The organism is Stenotrophomonas rhizophila, assembly GCF_007667275.1.
Taxonomy (GTDB): Bacteria; Pseudomonadota; Gammaproteobacteria; order Xanthomonadales; family Xanthomonadaceae; genus Stenotrophomonas; species Stenotrophomonas maltophilia_AE.
This window is the reverse complement of sequence record NZ_VDQT01000004.1, coordinates 305,857-325,828: the sequence shown is the minus strand read 5'-3', so window position 1 is coordinate 325,828 and position 19,972 is coordinate 305,857. Positions and strand designations below refer to the sequence as shown.

Annotated in this window: 14 protein-coding genes; 5 read left to right on the top strand and 9 right to left on the bottom strand. The window is 68.5% G+C overall.

The window, feature by feature from the left end:
- Positions 1-15: 15 nt before the first annotated feature.
- A complete protein-coding gene (locus FSZ13_RS14460) occupies positions 16-873 on the top strand; it encodes an EamA/RhaT family transporter (RefSeq protein ID WP_145480874.1) in 858 nt (285 codons plus the stop codon).
- A 104-nt stretch (positions 874-977) separates the two neighbouring features.
- On the opposite strand, the gene FSZ13_RS14455 is transcribed toward FSZ13_RS14460, so the two are convergent.
- The 3 genes from FSZ13_RS14455 to FSZ13_RS14445 all read right to left on the bottom strand — a co-directional run bounded on the left by FSZ13_RS14455 (position 978) and on the right by FSZ13_RS14445 (position 3,940).
- On the bottom strand, positions 978-2,417 hold the full coding sequence (locus FSZ13_RS14455) for an ExeM/NucH family extracellular endonuclease (protein ID WP_145480872.1): 1,440 nt from the start codon (positions 2,415-2,417) through the stop codon (positions 978-980).
- A 283-nt stretch (positions 2,418-2,700) separates the two neighbouring features.
- Complete coding sequence (locus FSZ13_RS14450) at positions 2,701-3,219, bottom strand: c-type cytochrome (RefSeq protein WP_145480870.1); 519 nt, start codon at positions 3,217-3,219, stop codon at positions 2,701-2,703.
- Positions 3,220-3,334: 115 nt separating this feature from the next.
- Positions 3,335-3,940 carry a TetR/AcrR family transcriptional regulator gene (locus FSZ13_RS14445; protein WP_145480868.1) on the bottom strand — a complete coding sequence of 202 codons (606 nt, stop codon included), beginning with the start codon at positions 3,938-3,940 and terminating at the stop codon, positions 3,335-3,337.
- Positions 3,941-4,042: 102 nt separating this feature from the next.
- Between FSZ13_RS14445 and FSZ13_RS14440 the strand changes: the two genes are divergently transcribed.
- From FSZ13_RS14440 to FSZ13_RS14430, 3 genes are read left to right on the top strand one after another with little or no spacing between them, the layout of a single operon-like run.
- Complete coding sequence (locus tag FSZ13_RS14440) at positions 4,043-5,206, top strand: isovaleryl-CoA dehydrogenase (RefSeq protein ID WP_145480866.1); 1,164 nt, start codon at positions 4,043-4,045, stop codon at positions 5,204-5,206.
- A 10-nt stretch (positions 5,207-5,216) separates the two neighbouring features.
- Positions 5,217-6,827, top strand: a complete 1,611-nt coding sequence (locus FSZ13_RS14435; protein WP_145480864.1) for a carboxyl transferase domain-containing protein — start codon at positions 5,217-5,219, stop codon at positions 6,825-6,827.
- 32 nt (positions 6,828-6,859) lie between these two features.
- Positions 6,860-8,845 (top strand): acetyl/propionyl/methylcrotonyl-CoA carboxylase subunit alpha, encoded by a 1,986-nt coding sequence (locus FSZ13_RS14430; RefSeq protein ID WP_186308954.1) that lies wholly within the window; start codon positions 6,860-6,862, stop codon positions 8,843-8,845.
- Positions 8,846-8,851: 6 nt separating this feature from the next.
- On the opposite strand, the gene FSZ13_RS14425 is transcribed toward FSZ13_RS14430, so the two are convergent.
- On the bottom strand, positions 8,852-11,329 hold the full coding sequence (locus FSZ13_RS14425) for a putative peptide modification system cyclase (RefSeq protein ID WP_145480862.1): 2,478 nt from the start codon (positions 11,327-11,329) through the stop codon (positions 8,852-8,854).
- Position 11,330: 1 nt separating this feature from the next.
- On the bottom strand, positions 11,331-12,488 hold the full coding sequence (locus FSZ13_RS14420; protein WP_145480860.1) for a putative peptide maturation dehydrogenase: 1,158 nt from the start codon (positions 12,486-12,488) through the stop codon (positions 11,331-11,333).
- Positions 12,489-12,669: 181 nt separating this feature from the next.
- Between FSZ13_RS14420 and FSZ13_RS18510 the strand changes: the two genes are divergently transcribed.
- Complete coding sequence (locus tag FSZ13_RS18510) at positions 12,670-12,972, top strand: NHLP-related RiPP peptide (RefSeq protein WP_186308953.1); 303 nt, start codon at positions 12,670-12,672, stop codon at positions 12,970-12,972.
- Positions 12,973-12,996: 24 nt separating this feature from the next.
- Here FSZ13_RS18510 and FSZ13_RS14410 read toward each other — a convergent pair whose 3' ends face one another.
- The 4 genes from FSZ13_RS14410 to aceB all read right to left on the bottom strand — a co-directional run bounded on the left by FSZ13_RS14410 (position 12,997) and on the right by aceB (position 19,877).
- Positions 12,997-15,477 (bottom strand): putative peptide modification system cyclase, encoded by a 2,481-nt coding sequence (locus FSZ13_RS14410; RefSeq protein ID WP_145480856.1) that lies wholly within the window; start codon positions 15,475-15,477, stop codon positions 12,997-12,999.
- 12 nt (positions 15,478-15,489) lie between these two features.
- The gene (locus tag FSZ13_RS14405) at positions 15,490-16,533 is read right to left on the bottom strand and encodes a GGDEF domain-containing protein (protein WP_145480854.1); all 1,044 of its coding nucleotides are present in this window, start codon (positions 16,531-16,533) and stop codon (positions 15,490-15,492) included.
- A gap of 334 nt (positions 16,534-16,867) precedes the next feature.
- The gene (gene aceA, locus FSZ13_RS14400) at positions 16,868-18,151 is read right to left on the bottom strand and encodes an isocitrate lyase (RefSeq protein WP_145480852.1); all 1,284 of its coding nucleotides are present in this window, start codon (positions 18,149-18,151) and stop codon (positions 16,868-16,870) included.
- A 76-nt stretch (positions 18,152-18,227) separates the two neighbouring features.
- Positions 18,228-19,877, bottom strand: coding sequence for a malate synthase A (gene aceB / locus FSZ13_RS14395; protein WP_145480850.1), 1,650 nt, complete (start codon positions 19,875-19,877; stop codon positions 18,228-18,230).
- Positions 19,878-19,972 lie beyond the last annotated feature (95 nt).

The window sequence follows — 19,972 nt, the reverse complement described above, 5'->3', positions numbered from 1 at the left end:
CCTGCCTGGAACCCCATGTTCTATCTGCTTTTCAGCGTGGTCTGCAGCGTGCTGGTGTCGGTGCTGCTGAAGCTGGCCGCGCGCCGCCAGCTGGACGTTGCCCAGATGGTCACCTGGAATTACCTGGTGGCGGCCGCGCTTACGGCCGGGGTGCTGCGCCCGCCGCTGCAGGCGCTTCAGGCCGCGCATGCGCCGTGGGCGGCGCTGCTGGCGCTGGCGGTGGTGCTGCCGTCGTTGTTTCTGGTGCTGGGCCGCGCGGTGGCGGTGGCCGGGATCGTGCGTACCGATGTGGCACAGCGGTTGTCGCTGTTGCTGTCGTTGCTGGCCGCGTTCCTGTTCTTCGGCCAGACCGCCACGCCGCTCAAGCTGCTGGGGTTGGGGCTGGGGCTGGTGGCGATGCTGGGCATCAGCCTGCGCCCGCGTGGGCCGGCGGTGGACGGCGAGGCAGGCAGCTGGCGCTGGCTGCTGGCGGTGTGGGTGGGCTTTGCGCTGGTGGACGTGCTGTTGAAGCAGGTGGCGCTGTCGGGGACGCCGTCGATGGCGGCGCTACTCGCGTGTTTCAGCATTGCCTTCGTGCTGATGCTGGGGGTGCAGCTGTGGCGGCATGCCACCGGCCGCAGCCGGCTGGCCGCGCGCAACCTGGGCGCGGGGGCGCTGCTGGGGCTGCTCAATGGCGGCAACATTCTTTTTTATGTGCATGCCCACCAGGCGCTGCCGGACAGCCCGGCCACGGTGTTTGCCGGGATGAACATCGGCGTGGTGGTGCTGGGGGCGCTGGTGGGGGTCTTCGCGTTCGGTGAGCCGACCACGCGGTGGAACCGCGTGGGGCTGGCGTTGGCGGTGGTGGCGATCGGGTTCATCGCGTGGGGGTGATGCGCGCCAGCGACGGAATGTTGGTGCGGTACGCATCCCGGTCGTAGAGCCACGCCCTGCGTGGCTGAACCGTCCGGACCGCGCCAGCCACGCAGGGCGTGGCTCTACTTGTCGAAACCGAGGATCAACGGGTCGTGGTCCGAGCTGCGCCACGGGCCGGGGACGTTGCGGTCGCGGTAACCGGCGTCGTCGGCTTCGTCAGCATTGATATGCCACTCGGCAGCGCCGCGCAGGCGCTTGGCCATGCCCGGGCTCAGCAGCGCGTGGTCGAGGCGGCCGGTCATGCCGTTGTACACGTAGCTGTAGGGGCGCTCGACCTTGGCCACGGCGAAGGCGTCGCGCCAGCCGGCGTCGTGCAGGGCGCGGATCGGGTCTTCCATGGCGTAGGCATTGAAGTCGCCGAGCAGGACCGCGTCGGTGGTGCCGGCGCCGGTCGGGTCGGTGCCCAGCCACTGGTTGAGCAGGCGCGCCGATTCCACCCGGGTGGCGTTCCAGCAGCCCTGGCCGTCCTTCTGGTCGGCATCGGCGCCGCTGGCCTCGGAGCAGCCCTTGGACTTGAAGTGATTGGCGACCACCACGAACGGGGCGCCCTTGCCGGCGCGGAACGCCTGCGCCAGCGGCACGCGGCTGTGCGGGCCGAACGGGCCGGTTTCCAGCACCGCCGGCGCGCCGACCGGGGTCACCTTCGAGCTGCGGTAGATGATGCCGACCCGGATCGGGTTCTCGCCCGGGCCCTTGCCGGCGTCGATGAAACGCCAGTCGCCCTGCCCGCCCGACGCGGCATTGAGCGCGCGGACGAATTCGGCGATGGCCGACTGCGGGCCGTAGCCGTCGTTTTCCAGTTCCATCAACGCGGCGACATCAGCGCCAAGCGCGCTGACGGTGGCGACCAGCTTGGCGGTCTGGGCCTGGTGTTCGGCCAGGGTGCGGGCGCCGCGCAGGGTCGGGTAGTCGCCGCCCTGGCCGTCGCCGTTGAAGAAGTTTTCCAGGTTGAACGCGGCGACCCGGAGATCGCCTGGAATCAGCGGTGGGAACGAGCGTGCGGGCAAGGGCAGCGTCAGCGGCTTGGTGACCTGCAGGCGCGGGGTGCCCTTGGCGTCCACGCGCACGATGCCTTCCACGTTGCGCAGCACGGTGTCGGTGCGCAGGTCGGGATTGGCCGGCAGCCACGCCACCGGGCCGGGGTCGCGGGCATCACTGCCGTCATCGAGCAGCAGGCGGCGGCGCTGGTTGTCGGCGATCACCTTGGCGTGGGCGTCAGTGCCCGGGGCGGCTACTTCGCTGGGCTGCCAGAGGCGGCCGCCGAAGGCCACGGTGAGTTCGCCGAAGCGGGCCAGGCCATCGGTCCCGGCCAGGCTCAGCGGCGCGGCGATGCGCACGTGCTGGCCGTCGAGGGAGCGCCAGTCGGCGGGCGCGGCGGTGAGGGTGATGGGCGCGGTGGCAGCCGGGGTCGATGCGGTCGGGCGTGCCTGCGGCTGGGCCTGGGCGAAGGCGGTGGCCGGGAGGATCAGCGACAGGGCAAGAGCAAGGGTGCGACGGCGCATCGGCGGGGAGTCCGGGAACGGGTGCACAGGGTAATGCGGAATTGTGGCGGGAAGCGGTCGCGGGTGGGGATTTGGGCGGGTTTGGCAAAGCCGCGCGGGCTGGGTGCGCGTGGGACACGCATGGCGTGTCGCTACGCGTACGGGCACGTCGCGGGCCCACGGCCGCGTGGCGCCGCGGCCGACCGGCACGTCGCGGGAGCACGGGCGCGTGACGCCCCCGCGTAGCGACACGCCATGCGTGTCCCACGCGGCGTCCGATGCCAGTCGGCACCGGCCCCGCCGGTTACTTGAGGTTCGCCAGCATCCAATCCACGGTGGCGTGGATCTGCTCTTCGGTCAGGCCGGGGTTGCCGCCCTTGGGCGGCATGATGCCGCCATCGGGGCCGGTGTAGCCCTCGACGGCGTGCTTGTACAGGGTGTCCTTGCCCTGGGCCAGGCGCGCGTCCCAGTGCGCATGGTCCAGCGTCGGTGCCTGGCCCACGCCGGTGGTGTGGCAGGCGGTGCACAGGTTGTCGAAGATCACCTTGCCGTCGGTGGTGCCGCCGTAGGCCACGTTCGCCGCCGCCTTGGCCAGCGCTGCGGCCTTGGCCGCGGCCTGGTCGGCGGCACCGGTGGCGCCGGCATAGACCGCGCCGGCCGGGGCAATGCGCAGTTCGGTGCGCTTGGCGGCCTGGGGCGAGACTTCAGCAGGAATGCGGGTGTGCAGGTACGCGGCGAACAGGATCAATCCGAGCGTGATGGCCATCAACAGCGCAATGACCATGGAAAAGCGTTTCAGGAACTCGAGGTCGTAATTCCGCACTCTCTTTCACCCCTGGCTGGTAGTCGTTGGACCACGGCTTGTCGGCCGAGTATGACCAGCGTCGGCGGCGCTCTGCAAGCCGCCATCCGGTGCCGCATTGCAGCATGGGGGTGGCTCAGGCGCCGGCAGCGCGCAGGCAGAAAATGCAGATCGATTCCACCAGCGCGGTCTGGTCGCCGTGGGCGTCGCGGCTGGGCGCGGTCGGGCCGACCAGCGCTTCGGTGAAGGCACCGACGATGCAGGCTGCCGCCACCTCGGTGTCCTGCGCCGGAAAACTGCCTGCTTCGACACCGTCGTCCACGATGCGGCGGAACACGTCACCAAACAAACGACGGCAGCGGATGCGCTCGGCTTCCACCTCCGGGTCCACCGGCTCGGCGATGAAGGCATACGCCAGCCCCGGGCCGGCCAGAGCGCGGCGCACGAAGGCGGTGATCGCCCGGCGCAGGCGCTCCGGTGCCGGCAGCGGTTCGGCGGCGATGGCCTCGAAGATGCGCAGTTCGTGCTCCACCGCCGCGGTCAGTACCTCCACGAACAGTTCGGCCTTGGACGGGAAGTGCCGGTAGATCAAGCCGGTGGATACGCCGGCCTCGGCCGCCACGGCAGTAACCGGGGCGTTGCGGTAGCCGCCGGCCGCCACCAGGCGGCGGGTTGCCAGCAGGATCCGCTCGCGGGCCCCAGCCAGGCGTTCTTCCATCAGTGCGGAGCGTTTATAGGCCATTTGCTGATTCTATGTTCAATTTTTGAATTTGTGTTCACTTTTACCCCGGGGAGGACTAGGCTGGGGGCCTGATCGACCCTTCCTGCCTTGCGGAGCTGCCTCATGCACGTCCCCACCATGAACTTCGACCTCGGCGAAGAGATCGACATGCTCCGCCAGAGCGTGGCCCATTTTGCCTCGGCCGAGATCGCGCCGCTGGCGGCGCAGGCCGACGAGCAGAATGTCTTCCCGCACCCGCTGTGGCGCAAGCTCGGCGAGCAGGGCCTGCTTGGCCTGACCGTGGAAGAAGAATACGGCGGCAGCGGCATGGGCTACCTGGCCCACGTGGTGGCGATGGAAGAAATCTCGCGTGCCTCCGGCGCCATCGGCCTGTCCTACGGCGCACATTCGAACCTGTGCGTGAACCAGCTGCGCAAGAACGGCACCGAAGAACAGAAGCAGCGGTTCCTGCCCGGCCTGTGCAGCGGCGAAAAGGTCGGCGCACTGGCAATGAGCGAACCGGGCGCCGGTTCGGACGTGGTGTCGATGAAGCTGCGCGCGGACAAGCGCGGCGACCATTACGTGCTCAACGGCAACAAGATGTGGATCACCAACGGCCCCGACGCCGACGTGCTGGTGGTGTATGCCAAGACCGACCCGAACGGCGGCGCCAAGGGCATCACCGCGTTCCTGGTCGAAAAAGGCATGAAGGGCTTTTCCACCGCACAGAAGCTGGACAAGCTGGGCATGCGCGGCTCCAACACGTGCGAGCTGGTGTTCGAGGACTGCGAAGTGCCCGAAGCCAACGTGCTCGGCGCAGTGGGCGGTGGTGTGAAGGTGCTGATGTCGGGGCTGGATTACGAGCGCGTGGTGCTGTCCGGCGGCCCGCTGGGGCTGATGGCCGCCGGCATGGACGTGGTGATGCCGTACGTGCACGAGCGCAAGCAGTTCGGCGAGGCGATCGGCACCTTCCAGCTGATCCAGGCCAAGCTGGCCGACATGTACGTGGGCCTCAACGCCTGCCGCGCGTATGTATATGCGGTTGCACGCGCCTGCGACCTGGGCCGCACCACGCGCCAGGATGCGGCCGGTGCGATCCTGTATTCGGCCGAGAAGGCCACCTGGCTGACCGGCCAGGCGATCCAGATCCTGGGCGGTAACGGCTATATCAATGAATACCCGACCGGTCGCCTGTGGCGCGATGCCAAGCTGTACGAGATCGGCGCCGGCACCTCGGAAATCCGCCGCATGCTGATCGGCCGCGAGCTGTTCCAGCGCACCAAGTAAGGGCCCTGCGATGACTGTACTGAGCACCCAGCTGCAACCGGGCAGCGAGACCTTCGAAGCCAACCGCGCGGCGCTGCAGGCGGTGGTCGACGACTTGCGCGCCACCCTGGCGCAGACCGCGCTGGGGGGCAGCGAAGCGGCGCGGCAGAAACACACCGCGCGCGGCAAGCTGCTGGTGCGCGACCGCATCGATGCCCTGCTCGACCCGGGCAGTGCGTTCCTGGAAATCGCACCGCTGGCCGCGCACGGCATGTATGGCGACAGCATCGCCAGCGCCGGCGTAGTCGCCGGGATCGGTCGTGTGTCCGGCGTGGAATGCGTGATCGTGGCCAACGACGCCACGGTCAAGGGCGGCACGTACTACCCGATGACGGTAAAGAAGCACCTGCGCGCGCAAGAAGTGGCCGAACAGAACCGCCTGCCGTGCATCTACCTGGTGGATTCGGGCGGCGCGTTCCTGCCACTGCAGGACGAGGTGTTCCCCGACCGCGACCATTTCGGCCGCATCTTCTACAACCAGGCCAATCTCTCCGCACAGGGCATTCCGCAGATCGCCTGCGTGATGGGCTCGTGCACCGCCGGCGGCGCCTACGTGCCGGCGATGAGCGATGAAACGGTGATCGTGCGCGAACAGGGCACCATCTTCCTGGGTGGCCCGCCGCTGGTGAAGGCGGCGACCGGTGAAGTGGTCAGCGCCGAGGAGCTGGGCGGTGCCGACGTGCACACGCGCATTTCCGGCGTGGCCGACCACATGGCCGACAACGACCTGCAGGCGCTGGCCCGGGTCCGCGCGATCATCGCCCAGCTCAACTGGCGCAAGCCCGAGCCGGCGCTGGCGGTGCAGGCACCGGCCGAACCGCGTTATGCCGCGGAGGAGCTGTACGGGGTGATCCCGGCCGACACGCGCAAGCCGTACGACGTGCGCGAAGTGATCATGCGGCTGGTGGACGATTCGCGCTTCGACGAGTTCAAGCCGCGCTACGGCAACACCCTGGTCACCGGCTTCGCGCACCTGCATGGCTACCCGGTCGGGATCATCGCCAACAACGGCATCCTGTTCTCGGAGTCCGCGCTCAAAGGCGCGCACTTCATCGAACTGTGCACGCAGCGGGGCATTCCGCTGGTGTTCCTGCAGAACATCACCGGCTTCATGGTCGGGCGCAAGTACGAACACGGCGGCATCGCCAAGGACGGCGCCAAGCTGGTGATGGCGGTGGCCTGCGCCAAGGTGCCCAAATTCACCGTGGTCATCGGCGGTTCGTTCGGGGCCGGCAACTACGGCATGTGCGGCCGCGCCTATTCGCCCAACTTCCTGTGGATGTGGCCGAACGCGCGCATCGGCGTGATGGGCGGCGAGCAGGCGGCCAGCGTGCTGGCCACGGTGAAGCGCGACGGCATCGAAGCCAAGGGCGGGGAGTGGTCGGCGCAGGACGAAGACAGCTTCAAGACGCCGATCCGCGACCAGTTCGAGCAGCAGGGCCACCCCTACTACGCCAGCGCACGGCTGTGGGACGACGGCGTGATCGATCCGGCCGACACCCGCCGCGTGCTGGGCCTGGCGCTGTCGGCCAGCCTCAACGCCCCGGCCCGCAAGACCGACTTCGGCGTGTTCCGGATGTGATCCGGCCCATTGGCATGCGCAACGAGACTTCCATGTTCACCAAGATCCTGATCGCCAACCGTGGCGAAATCGCCTGCCGCGTCATCGCCACCTGCCAGCGCCTGGGCATCGCCACGGTGGCGGTGTATTCCGACGCCGATCGCAACGCGCGGCATGTGCGCCTGGCCGATGAAGCCGTGGCCATCGGCCCGGCCCCGGCGCGGGAAAGCTACCTGCGTGCCGACGCCATCCTGGACGCCGCGCGCCGCACCGGGGCGCAGGCCCTCCACCCGGGCTACGGCTTCCTGTCGGAGAACGCGGACTTCGCCCAGGCCTGCGCCGAGGCCGGCATCGTGTTCATTGGTCCTTCCGCTGCGGCGATCCGCGCGATGGGCGACAAGAGCGCGGCCAAGGCACTGATGCAGCAGGCCGGCGTGCCGCTCACGCCGGGTTACCACGGCGACGCGCAGGACCCGGCGTTCCTGCGCGAACAGGCCGACGGCATCGGCTACCCGGTGCTGATCAAGGCCAGCGCCGGTGGCGGCGGCAAGGGCATGCGCAAGGTGGACGACAGCGCGGCATTCACCGAAGCGCTGGCCAGCTGCCAGCGCGAGGCGCAGTCCGCCTTCGGCAACGCCCACGTGCTGGTGGAAAAGTACGTGGAGCGCCCGCGCCATATCGAAATCCAGGTGTTCGGCGACAGCCACGGCAACGTGGTGTACCTGTTCGAGCGCGACTGCTCGGTGCAGCGCCGCCACCAGAAGGTGCTGGAAGAAGCGCCGGCACCGGGCATGACCGCCGAGCGCCGCGCCGCCATGGGCAAGGCCGCGGTGGATGCCGCGCGCGCGGTGAACTACGTGGGCGCCGGCACGGTGGAGTTCATTGCCGGGCCCGACGGCGATTTCTATTTCATGGAAATGAACACCCGCCTGCAGGTGGAGCACCCGGTGACCGAATGCATTACGGGTACCGACCTGGTGGAGTGGCAGCTGCGCGTGGCCAGTGGTGCGCCGGTGCCGCTGCAGCAGGAGCAGCTGCAGATCAACGGCCATGCGCTTGAAGCGCGGCTGTATGCCGAAGATGCCGACAAGGGCTTCCTGCCTTCCACCGGCACGCTGCGCCACCTGCGCCTGCCGGTTGGCAGCGCGCACGTGCGCGTGGATGCCGGCGTGGAACAGGGCGATGCGATCACTCCGTTCTACGACCCGATGATCGCCAAGCTGATCGTCTGGGACGTGGACCGCGATGCCGCGCTGCGCCGCATGCAGCAGGCCTTGGCCGAGTGCGAAGTAGTGGGCGTGACCACCAATGCGGCATTCCTGCGTCGGCTGGTGATGACCGATTCGTTCGCCAACGCGAAGCTGGATACCGCGTTGATCGAACGCGAGCAGGCGGCGCTGGCGCCCCGGCAGGGCGCTGCCGACCCTGCCCTGTGGGCGCTGGCCGCCGTGGCGGCGGTGTCGACCGAGCCTGCGGCCTGCGTGGACGCGCGCGACCCGCACTCGCCCTGGCAGGCGCGCGATGGCTGGCGCCTCGGCCAGCGCGCGGCCCGCCGGCTGACGCTGGAGCAGGGCGGCACGCAGCAGGTGGTGGCGGTGGAGGGCCACGGCGGGTCGTGGTTGATCGAGGTGGATGGCACCCCGGTATCGGCCACGGGCCGGTTGCTTGGCGAGCGCCTGGCGCTGCAGGTTGGAGAGACCCTGCAGCGCGCGCGCGTGGTACGCGACGGCAGCGAGCTGTACCTGTTCGGCAGTGACGGCGTGCAGCGCTTCACCCTGCACGACCCGGTCAGCGAAGCCGACCAGAGCGTGGCCGATGCCGGCAGCCTGGTCGCGCCGATGCCGGGCCGCATCGTGGCCACCCTGCTGGCGCCGGGCACGCAGGTGGTGCGGGGTACGCCGCTGCTGGTGCTGGAAGCGATGAAGATGGAGCACACCCTGCAGGCGCCGGCCGACGGCACGGTGCAGGGGTACCGGGTCAAGGCGGGTGACCAGGTGGCCGACGGCGCGGTTTTGGTGGATTTCGAAGCCAACGCCTGACCGGCTTCACTGGCGCATCGTGGCGTCCGTCACCATGTCGTGCACGTTCAATGCCTGCATCAACTGGGTATTGGCGACTTCGGCGATCGCCCTGCCCCGGTGTTCGAACAGCCACTCGTTCTGCTTGTGGAACTCCGGCACGTCACCGAGCTGGCGATACGCTTCGCGCAGCGCCACCCGCGCCTGTACCGGTTCGGTGCCGTCCATCAGCGGCTGCAGCAGCGCCACCGCGTCGGCCGGTGCGCCCTGCCCGATCTTCTGCATGGCCTGCACCACGGTGCGCCAGTTGCCGATCACCGGGCTCTTCTGTTTCTGCAGCAACGGGTCGTACTCGGCAAGCAGCCGGTCGGCCAGCGCCTGCTCGCCCTGGCGCTGCGCCAGGTAGACCAGCGACAGCAGGCGCAGCATGCGGTCGGGCATGCCCGGGTGGTTGGGGTCGGCCAGCTGTGGACGCATGTCCGCGGCGATGCCCGCCAGCGCGCGCGCGTCGCCCTGCTGGCAGGCGGTGTCGACCACCGTTTCCAGCAACTGGCGGTGCACGCGGAAATCGGGCGACTGCGTGGGCATGGGTTCGGTCGTCAACGCCTCGCGCATGCCCGTGCAATCGTCCTGGTCGGCCGCCAGCAGCAGGCGCACGCGAACGTTCATGAGCGCCTGCAGTTCATCGCCGGGCTTGCCGAGCTGGGCCATCACCTCGCCCGCCTCCTTGTAGCGCCGCATGGCGATCAGCACGTCGGCGCGTGGATCGGCGGCCGGACGATTGGTCAGCTGCTCGGACTGCCGGAAGTTCCGCAGGGCTTCGTCGTAGCGGTTGCTGCCCAGCTGGATCCAGCCCAGGTTGGCGAAGGAATATGCGCGCAGCGCGTTCGAGGGCACCGTGGCGGCGTGGGCGTAACGCTCCGCATCCTCGAACCGGTTGTCCAGCAGCAGGTACCACGAGGTCGTATACAGGCCGGCGTAGGAATCGGGATAGACGTCGGCCAGCACGCGCCAGTCGTCGAGCGGCCAGGACACCGGACTGAGCTCGTTGCTCCAGGCTTTCAGGTACAGGCGCTCGCGGTGCGGCAGCCGCTGGCTTACCGCCAGCGCGCGGGCCAGGTGGGGCTGCGCTTCGGCACGCTGGTCCAGCCGCACCAGCAGCCGGGCCAGGCCGACGTGGGCCATGGCGAAATCCGGATCGGCATCGATCGCCGCTTCGAACAGCTTGGTGGCTTCGGAAAAGCGGCGCCGGCCCATTGCGCTCTCGGCCAACGCGAAGGACTTCAGGGCCTGCAGGTTCGAGGTGGTGGCCTGCGGCAGCGGGACCGACTGTTGCACCGAGGCGACGGTTTCGCCCAACCCCGCGCGCAGCTGGCCGACCACGTCGTCCACCGCCGCGATCACGTCGGAAGCGGCTTCGGCCTTGGCGTTGTAGCTGCGCACCACGGCGCGGCTGGTGGGGTCGAGCAGATCGACGCTGACCAGGTAATGGCCGCCGGCCTCGCGGATGGACGGTGCCAGCACGATGCGTGCACCCTCGCGCGCCGCCACGTCGCTGGCCAGCTCACGATCCAGCGCGCGCGTGGACGGCACCCGCAGCAGGTCGCGCGATTCGGTGACCTTGCTGCTGGAGAGCACGTTGACGTAGCGCGACTGCTCCAGGCTCATCAGCAGCGCGCGCTGCAGCGACGCGTCGAACAGCGCTTCGCCACTGGCGTTGTCCACGTCGGCCAGGACCACCCAGTCGCGCTCGGCGAAGGCAATGGCAGGCGCCGGTCGCAGCAGTATCCAGGTACCGAGCCCCAGCGTGGCGATCAGAGCGACCTGGGCCGCCAGCGCCGCCGGTCGGCGCCATACCGGCAGCACACGACGCGCCTTGGCGTTCCCGCGCGGCATGCGCATCGGGGTGATGCCCAACTCGCCGGCCTCGAATACTTCCTGCGCCGACGGCACCGATTTGAAGCGCCAGCGGCCGTACGACTTCCAGAGCAGCCGGTCACCGCGCTCACCCAGCAGGGTGCTGGCGCGCCGGGTCAGGGTCTCGGCGACGGCCGACATCAGGATCTGTCCGGGCCAGGCCAGCATCATCAAACGCGCGGCCATCGGCTTGGCCAGGCCCTCCACCTCGACCGGCTTGGCACCGGCGGCGACGGCCTCCGCACTGTTCTCCCAGATCAGCACTTCCCCGACGTGCAGGCCGGCGCGCGCGCTGAGTTCGATGCCCCGCTGCTTGCCGATTTCCAGCAGTTCGCGCTGGTAATCCAGTGCAAACCCCAGCGCGTCGATCGGCCGCTCGAACAGCATGAACACGCCGTCGGAACGATCGATCTGCTGCCCGAGCCAGTGCTGCTGCAGCGCCAGTACCAGCCGGTCGTGCTGCTGGAACAGTTCGGCCGCCATGCTGTCGCCCAGCCGTTCGACCAGCCCGAGCGAATCACACAGGTCGGTGAACAACAGGGCCTTCAGCAACGGGGGCTGGGTCGAGGGTGCGGCGTCGCCGTTCATGTCAGGGCCAAACCACCTTGTTTGGATCGAACTCTGCCGTGTCCAGCGTAGCACTTCGCCAGCCCACGCCCATGATGGCGACGGGACTCTGGCTGACGCCGTCCAGGGCGAACACCGCTTCGGTGTCGACCTCGTTGATGGCAGCGGTGACGAAGGCAGCCAGGCCGGCCTCGGTGGCCGCCATGTACACCGCCTGCGAGATGTGGCCCACGTCCAGCAGCAGGGCACGATAGGCCTTGGCGTGGTTGCGGTACTTCCAGTTCGTGCGGGCGAACCGCGGCACGAGGACCAGATGCGCCGCCGCATCGGCGAACCAGTCCTGGCCGGACAGCATGGCCTCGGCCACGTCCCGCAGCGGCCGCTCGCAGTGGCGTGGCAGCGCCACCAGCGCATGCTGCACCGGGTGGTAGTGGTACAGACCCGGCTCAAGGCCTTCCACGCGCTGCACCAGCAGATACGTCTCGGTAGGATGCAGGCCGCCGCCGGACGGCACGTTCTTTTTCAGGAACGCGGTATCGGCCTCCACCTCCACCACGGCCTGCGCCTTCACCGTACGCTGCAGGAGCTGCGCCAGCTGCTCCAAGGCGACAGGGCGTGCTGCATCGAAATTGCGGCAGGTGGTGCGGCGCTCCAGCAGCAGGTCGTACTCGGTGGCGTCCACGGTGGGCAGCGGCCGGTACGTACCCGGATGCGCCTGCACCGTCGGCGGCGGCGCGCCCAGCTGCCTACGCAGGTCCTTGGCAGTCACCATGGTGCTGTCCCGCATCTGCGCGGCACTGTTCACCCCACTCCAGCGGGCATGACGATGCACCAGTGCCGCCAATGGCCACCAGTGGCCGTCGCGCATGCCTTCGTCGCGCTGGCGATGCGCGGCGTGTTCGGCATCGTCGGAGATCAGCAGTCCCGCCGCCAGCAGGGAATGCCAGTCGCCCGGCTCGCCGCTGATGTCGCTCACGTCGGTCCAGATACGGGACCCCAAGGCACCCAGCAGCTCCCGCTGCGCGGCAGTCACCGGTACCGGATGTTCCAGGTGCGCGGCCAGCGCTAACCACGCGGTGGTCGTGGAAGCTTCCGCACGCCCGGCCAGCATGGCAGTGAAGTCGAGGCTGACCTCCTCCCGTGGCTCGAACATCACAGTGGTGCAACGGCGCAGTTTCATCGGCGAAAAACCGTGGAAGGACCGGGTCATTCTAGCTGCAGCACGGCGGGTCCCCCCAGGCCTGGCCGGTCTTCGACGTTACCTGCGTACTGCCTCGCACTGCGCGTTCGCACCCCTGCCGGCTCTACATTCCCGGCCCCCTTGGCCGATAACCTTCACTTCACCCACTGGATCGACCGCAATGAGCAACGACAAACCGGAAACGAACAAGATTTCCCCTGAGATCGCAGCGCGGCTGGTCAGCAGGCTTATCGAGGACCCCGCCTTTCGCGAGCTTTTCCAGAAGGACGCGCGCCAAGCCCTGACCGAGATCGGTTTCAGCCCGGACGAACAGCCGCTCTGCTGCGACATCCAGCAGCTGGCCAGCGTGGAGGAACTGCGCGCGGTGCAGGCCCAGCTGGAAACATACCTGAGCACGTCCTATCAGGCCATGTTCGTTCCCCACTGCTTCGAGGCGGGTAAGGCTGGCGGCGCACTGGAGTAACGGTGCTGCCAGCCTGCGTCCAGGTTACTGGCGCCGCAGGCTGGCGTCGGCCAGCGTGTCATGCACGCTCAGCGGCTGCATCAGCTGCATGGCTGCCGGTTCGGCAATCGCCTGCCCGCGGTGGGCAAACAGCCACTCGTTCTGCTCATGGAACGACTCGGCGTTACCCAGCCGACGTTGAACATCGCGCAGGACCACGCGGGCCTGTACCGGTTCGGTACCATCCAGAAGTGGGCGCAACAGCGACTCGGCTTGCGCGGGCTGGTTTCGCCCCAACTGTTGCATGGCCAGCACGACCGCATGCCACTTGCCAACAACCGGACTTTTCTGCGCCTTGATCAGCGCCGCATGAGCGCGCAGCAGGGCATCGGCCCGTGCAAAATCGCCTTGGCGCTGCGCCAGATACGCAAGCGACAGCAGACGCAGCACGCGTTCCGACAGGTTCGGGTTGTCGATATCTTTCAGCAACGGAAGCAACTGTTCGGACACAGCCGACAGCGCGGCGGGGTCCGCTCGTTCGCAGGCGGTGTCCACGACCACGTGCATTAACAGGACATGCGTCTGGAAGTCGACTGATTCGCTCGGTGCAACCTCGCTGGCCAGTGCATCGTTCATGCCGGTGCAGTCGTCCTGGTCGGCCGCGAGCAGCACGCGGACACGCTGGTACATGATGGTCTGCAGCTCGTCGCGCCCCTTGGGTAGCTGCGCCAGCACCGCTTGTGCGTCTTTGTAGCGGCGCTGGGCGATCAGCACGTCCGCGCGCGTGTCGCTGGCGGTGCGGCCAGTGAGCTGCTCGGATAGCATGAAGCTGCGCAACGCCTCGTCGTAGCGGTTGGTGGCGAGCTGGATCCAGCCCATGTAGCCAATTGGATAGGCGCGCAGGGGCGCCTGGGGTGCCGACGCGGCGCGGGCGTAGGGTTCCGCCTCTGCATAGCGGTTTTCCAGAATCAGGAACTGGGCGGTGTTGGCCTGCCCTGGGAAAGAATCCGGATACACCTCGGCCAGCACGCGCCAATCCTCCAACGGCCATCCATTCGGACGCAACGCGCTACTGAAGGCTTTGAGGTACAGGCGCTCGCGGTGCGGCAGTCGCTCATTGAGGGCGAGCGCCCGCTGCAGATGCGGCAGGGCTTCGGCGCCCTGGTCCGTACGCACCAGCAGCCTGGCCAGGCCCATGTGCGCCATGGCGAAATCCGGGTCGGCGTCCAGCGCGGCCTCGTACAGCTTGGCGGCTTCGGTGAAGCGTCCCCGGCCTAACGCCGTTTCTGCCAGGGCATACGATTTGAGCGCCTGCAGGTTGTTGGTGGAAGCTTGTGGCAGGGGCACCGACTGCCGTACCGAGGCCACGGTTTCGCCCAAGCCCGCGCGCAGGCGTCCGATCACGTCGTCCACGGCCGTCACCACGTCCTCGGGTGCATTGGCGTCGGCACTATAGGAGCGCACCACCGCACGACTGACCGGATCCAGCAGGTCCACGGCCACCACGTAGCTTCCCCCGGCGCGATGGATGCTGGGCGCTAGCACCATGCGCGCGCCTTCGCGCGAGGCCACGTCGCCGGCCAGGTCGCGGTCCAGCGCGCGGGTGTCGGGCACGCGCAGCAACTCGCGCGATTGCTTCACCTTGTTGTCCGACAGCACGTTGACGTAGCGCGACTGCTCAAGGCTCAACAAAAGCGCCCGCTGCAGACTGTCGTCGAACAGCGTGTCGCCGCTGGCATTGTCGACGTCGGCCAGCACCACCCAGTCGCGTTCGGCGAAGGCGATGGCCGGCTCGGGGCGCAGCAGCATCCAGCCGCCGATGCCGAGTACGGCCAGCAGCGCCAGTTCGGCTGCCAGCGCGGCCGGCCGGCGCCAGAGTGGCAGCTTGCGCTGCGCCTTGGGGTGGGCCTTGGGCATGCGCAGCGGCGCAAAGCCCGGTTCGCCCACCTCGAACACCTCCTGCGCGGTGGGGATGCCCTTGAACAACCACGGGCCATGTGCGCGCCACTGCAGGGTGTCCGCACGCTCGCCCAGTTCGCTGCTGGCGCGACGCGTCAGCGATTCGGCCACGGCCGACAGCAGGATCTGGCCGGGGCGCGCCAGCCCCATCAGGCGGGCCGCCATCGGCTTGGCCAGGCCCTCCACTTCCACCGGCTTGGCCCCGGACTGGATCGCCTCCGGGCTGTTGTCCCAGATCAGCACCTCGCCCACGTGCAGCCCGGCGCGGGCGCGCAGCGGAATGTTGCGGCGCTTGCCCAGCTCGTGGAGTTCACGCTGGTAGTCGAGCGCGAAGCCGAGGCCATCGATGGCGCGATCGAACAACAGGAACAAACCGTCGGAGCGGTCGATCTGCTGCCCATTCCATTGCTGCTGGAGCGCGAGCACCACCCGGTCGTGCTGCTGGAACAGATCGGCAGCGGCGCTGTCGCCAATGCGCTCGACCAGCACCAGCGAATCGCACAGATCGGTGAACAGCAGGGCGCGCAGCATCGGGAGCTGGTTCGACGGTCCGTTGTCGCCGTTCATTGCAGACCCCGCTCAGGGCGCGGCGATCGCGGAGCGCGACCAATGCAGGCGATTGCCGCCCTGGCGCTTGGCCTGGTACAGCGCGTTGTCGGCGCGTGCGTACCAGTCGCTCCAGTCGCCCAGCGGGTCGATCAGGCAGACCCCGATGCTGACCGGGCACACGTGCGGTTGCGGCGTGGTGCGGCCCATCAGCCCGTGCACGGCGCTGAGGATGAATTCGGCGGCGTGCTGCAGGCTGTCGGCGTCGGCCACCCGCAGCAGCAGGCAGAACTCGTCGCCGCCCAGGCGGCAGGCGCGATCCTGTTCGTTGGCCACCGAGCGCAGGATGTTGGCCAGGCTCTGCAGCACGCGGTCGCCGGCCTGGTGGCCGTGTTCGTCGTTGACCTGCTTGAAGTGGTCGCAGTCGATCAGCAGCAGGCCCTGCGGCGCGTCGCCTTCGTGGCTGCGGCATTCCTGCAGGTACAGGGCCAGGCCGCGGCGGTTGTGCAGGCCGGTGAGCTCATCGGTGCGCACCAGCTCACGGGTATGGGTGAGCTGGTGGGTGGTGACGTACAGATTGTCCAGCGCGGTTTCCAGGTCGTGGTTGCGCCGGCGCAGCTGGCGGATCAGGACCTGTTCGTTGCTGACCACGCGCATGATCGAGCGGCGCAGGAAATAGGCGACCAGCCCCGGGTCGCGGTCGACCAGGCGCTGGAAATCGGTGTGGTCCAGTTCCAGCACCAGCGCATCGGTGCAGGCGCGGGCGTCGGCGCTGCGCGGATGGTCGCCGATCAGCAGGCCGAGTTCACCGAAGAACTCGTGCGGGCCCAGGGTCTTGACCACCAGGTCTTCGCCGAAGTCCAGCTCGATGCCACCGCTGACGATGACATACATGGTGCTGCCAGGCTGGTTGCGCAGGAACAGGTGTTCGCCGGCGCGCAGGTGGCGATGCCGGCCGAACTGGGTAAACAGCGCGAACTCACCCGCGCTCAGAACGGCATGCACGATGTCAGCCATCGCGGTCCGCGCGATGCCTGAGGCTGGTTCGCACACGTTCGTCGCAAGATTCCCGGTCATCCCATACACCCGCTTCCAAGCGTCCCCCCGGTGAGCAAATGAGGATATCACCCATTAAAAGTGTGCGCCTCATCCCATTTCCGTATCCCGGCGCCCGGATTTCACCCGGCGCTCCGGCCCATCCCTCCCCAACGCGGCAACCGGGTCGGACCGGCCATTCCCCGCCGCATGGTGCGCATATGCGGACCGTAGCATCTGGTTGCGCCATATAAAAGAAGGGCCGCCCCGACAGGGCGGCCGTGTCCGGGGTGGATTCCCGGGGAGCCGGCCAACGGCCGGCGCTACCCGGGTGGCGCCGCCACCCGGCGGCGGCCGCAGCCGCCGATTCCGGGCGTCAGGCCGCCCGGAATTGTTCTTCCTCGGTCGACCCGGCCAGGGCGGTGGTCGAGGACTGGCCCTGCTGGATGGCCTGGGTGACCGCGTCGAAGTAGCCGGTGCCGACCTCGCGCTGGTGCTTGACTGCGGTGAAGCCGCGGTCGGCGGCGGCGAATTCGGCTTCCTGCAGTTCCACGAAGGCGCTCATCTGGCGGCGGGCGTACCCGTGGGCCAGGTTGAACATGGAGTAGTTCAGGGCGTGGAAGCCGGCCAGGGTGATGAACTGGAACTTGTAGCCGTAGCGGGCGATTTCCTTCTGGAAGGTCGCGATGGTGGCGTCGTCCAGGTTCTTCTTCCAGTTGAAGCTGGGCGAGCAGTTGTAGGCCAGCAGCTTGCCCGGGTACTTCGCATGGATGGCTTCGGCGAACCTGCGCGCGAATTCCAGGTCCGGCTTGCCGGTCTCGCACCAGATCAGGTCGGCGTAGGGCGCATAGGCCAGGCCACGGCTGATCGCCTGGTCCAGGCCGTTGCGGGTCTTGTAGAAGCCTTCCACCGTGCGCTCGCCGGTGGCGAAGGGCTGGTCGTTGGCGTCGATGTCGCTGGTCAGCAGGTCGGCAGCTTCGGCGTCGGTGCGGGCCACCAGCAGGGTGGGCACGCCCAGCACATCGGCGGCCAGGCGCGCGGCGTTCAACTTCTCGATGGCCTCGCGGGTGGGCACCAGCACCTTGCCGCCCATGTGCCCGCACTTCTTCACCGAGGCCAGCTGGTCTTCAAAGTGCACGCCGGCGGCGCCGGCTTCGATCATCGCCTTCATCAGCTCGAAGGCGTTGAGCACGCCGCCGAAGCCGGCTTCGGCATCGGCCACGATGGGCTGCAGGAAGTCGATCTCGTCCTTGCCTTCGGCATGGTGCAGCTGGTCGGCGCGCAGCAGGGTGTTGTTGATGCGCTTGACCACCGCCGGCACCGAATCGGCCGGGTACAGCGACTGGTCCGGGTACATCTGGCCGGCCAGGTTGGCGTCGGCGGCGACCTGCCAGCCGGACAGGTAGATGGCGTTGAGGCCGGCCTTGACCTGCTGCATGGCCTGGTTGCCGGTCAGCGCGCCCAGCGCATTGACGAAGTCCTTTTCATGCAGGTACTTCCACAGCTTCTCCGCGCCGAGCCGGGCCAGCGAATGCTCCACGTGCACGGTGCCGCGCAGGCGCACCACGTCGGCGGCGCTGTAGTTGCGCTGGATGCCGGCCCAGCGCGGGTCGGTATTCCATTCGTGCTGGATCTGTTCGGCGGTCTGCAGGTGGCTCATGGCGTTCTCCAGGTGGGTCGGTCAGCGGTGTAGAGCCGGGCTCTGCCCGGCTGTGCGGTTGGTGGGCAGGGTGGGGTCAATCGATGCGGGCGTAGGCCGGCAGGGTGAGGAAGTCGGTCAGTTCGTCGCGGCGGCTCAGCTCGCCGAGCAGGGCGATGGCCTCGTCGATGCGCGCGCCGCCCGGCAGGGCGCTGCGGTCGCCCAGGCGCGCCGGCAGCGCGGCCAGGGTGGCGTCGAGCAGGGCCAGGTCGATGGCAGTGCCGTCGTCCAGGTGCTGGCCGGGCACGTGCAGCCACTGCCACAGCTGGCTGCGGCTGATCTCGGCGGTGGCCGCGTCTTCCATCAGGTGATGGATCGGCACGCAGCCGTTGCCATCCAGCCACGCGGCCAGGTAGCGCACGCACACTTCCACGTTGCCCTCGAAGCCGGCGCGGGTGATGGTGCCGGTAGGCGCGGCGATCAACTCGTCGCGGCCCACGCGCACGTCGCGGCGCAACACCGCATGCTGGTTGGGGCCGGGCATGTGCGCGTCGAAGATCGCCTGCGCCACCGGAATCAGCGCCGGGTGCGCTACCCAGGTGCCGTCGTGGCCGGCGGTCACTTCGCGCAGCTTGTCGGCACGCACCCGCGCCATCGCCTGTTCGTTGGCGGCGGCGTCGTGGTTGATCGGAATCTGCGCGGCCATGCCGCCCATCGCATGCGCGCCGCGACGGTGGCAGGTCTGGATCAGCAGTTCCGAATAGGCCTTCAGGAACGGCTGGGTCATGGTCACCTGGCCGCGTTCGGGCAGCACCTTGTCGGCGTGCTTACGGAAGGTCTTGATGTAGGAAAAGATGTAATCCCAGCGTCCGCAGTTCAGGCCGACGATGCGGTCGCGCAGCGCGTGCAGGATCTCGTCCATTTCGAACACCGCCGGCAGCGTTTCGATCAGCACGGTGACCTTGATCTGGCCATGCGGCAGGCCGAGCATGCCTTCGATGTGCGACAGCGCAGTTTCCCACAGCGCGGCCTCTTCCATCGACTGCAGCTTGGGCAGGTAGAAGTACGGGCCGCGCTGGCGGCACATCAGGGTGCGGGCGTTGTGGAAGGCGAACACCGCCGCGTCGAACAGGCCGCCGGCCAGCGGCTGGCCATCGATGCGCACGTGCTTCTCGTCCAGGTGCCAACCGCGCGGGCGCACGATCAGCACCGCCTGCTCGTCCAGCGGGCGCAGCGCGTACTGCTTGCCCGGCTTGCCGTCCACGCCCGGTGCGGTGTGGGTCAGGTCGCCACGCACCGCGCCGATCAGTGCCTGCTGGCCAGCCAGCAGGTTGCGCCAGGCCGGGGCGGTGGAATCCTCGAAGTCGGCCATGAACACCTTGGCCCCGGAATTCAGCGCGTTGATCACCATCTTCGGGTCGGTCGGGCCGGTGATCTCGACGCGGCGGTCCTGCAGGGCGTCGGGTATCGGGGCCACGCGCCAGTCCTCGCTGCGGATCGCGGCGGTGTCGGTGCGGAAGTCGGGCAGGCCGCCGCCATCGAAGAACGCCTGGCGCTCACGGCGGGCCTGCAGGCGGCGCTGGCGTTCGGGTTCCACCGCGCGGTGCAGCGACACCAGCAGCGCCAGTACCCCCGCCGGCAGCAGCGCGGACTGGCCGGCGAGCTGGGTGGTCAGGGCGATGCCCGGAGTGGCCGGGGCATCGGCCGGGGTGGGCTGGGCGGTGGCGAAGGCGGCGACAGCTGACATGTCCAACTCCTGCGTTGCGGGTGATCCCACCGTGCGCCGGGGTGTGGTATTTGACAAAGCAGTTATTGCAATGCATTACATAAGCACGGCTTATA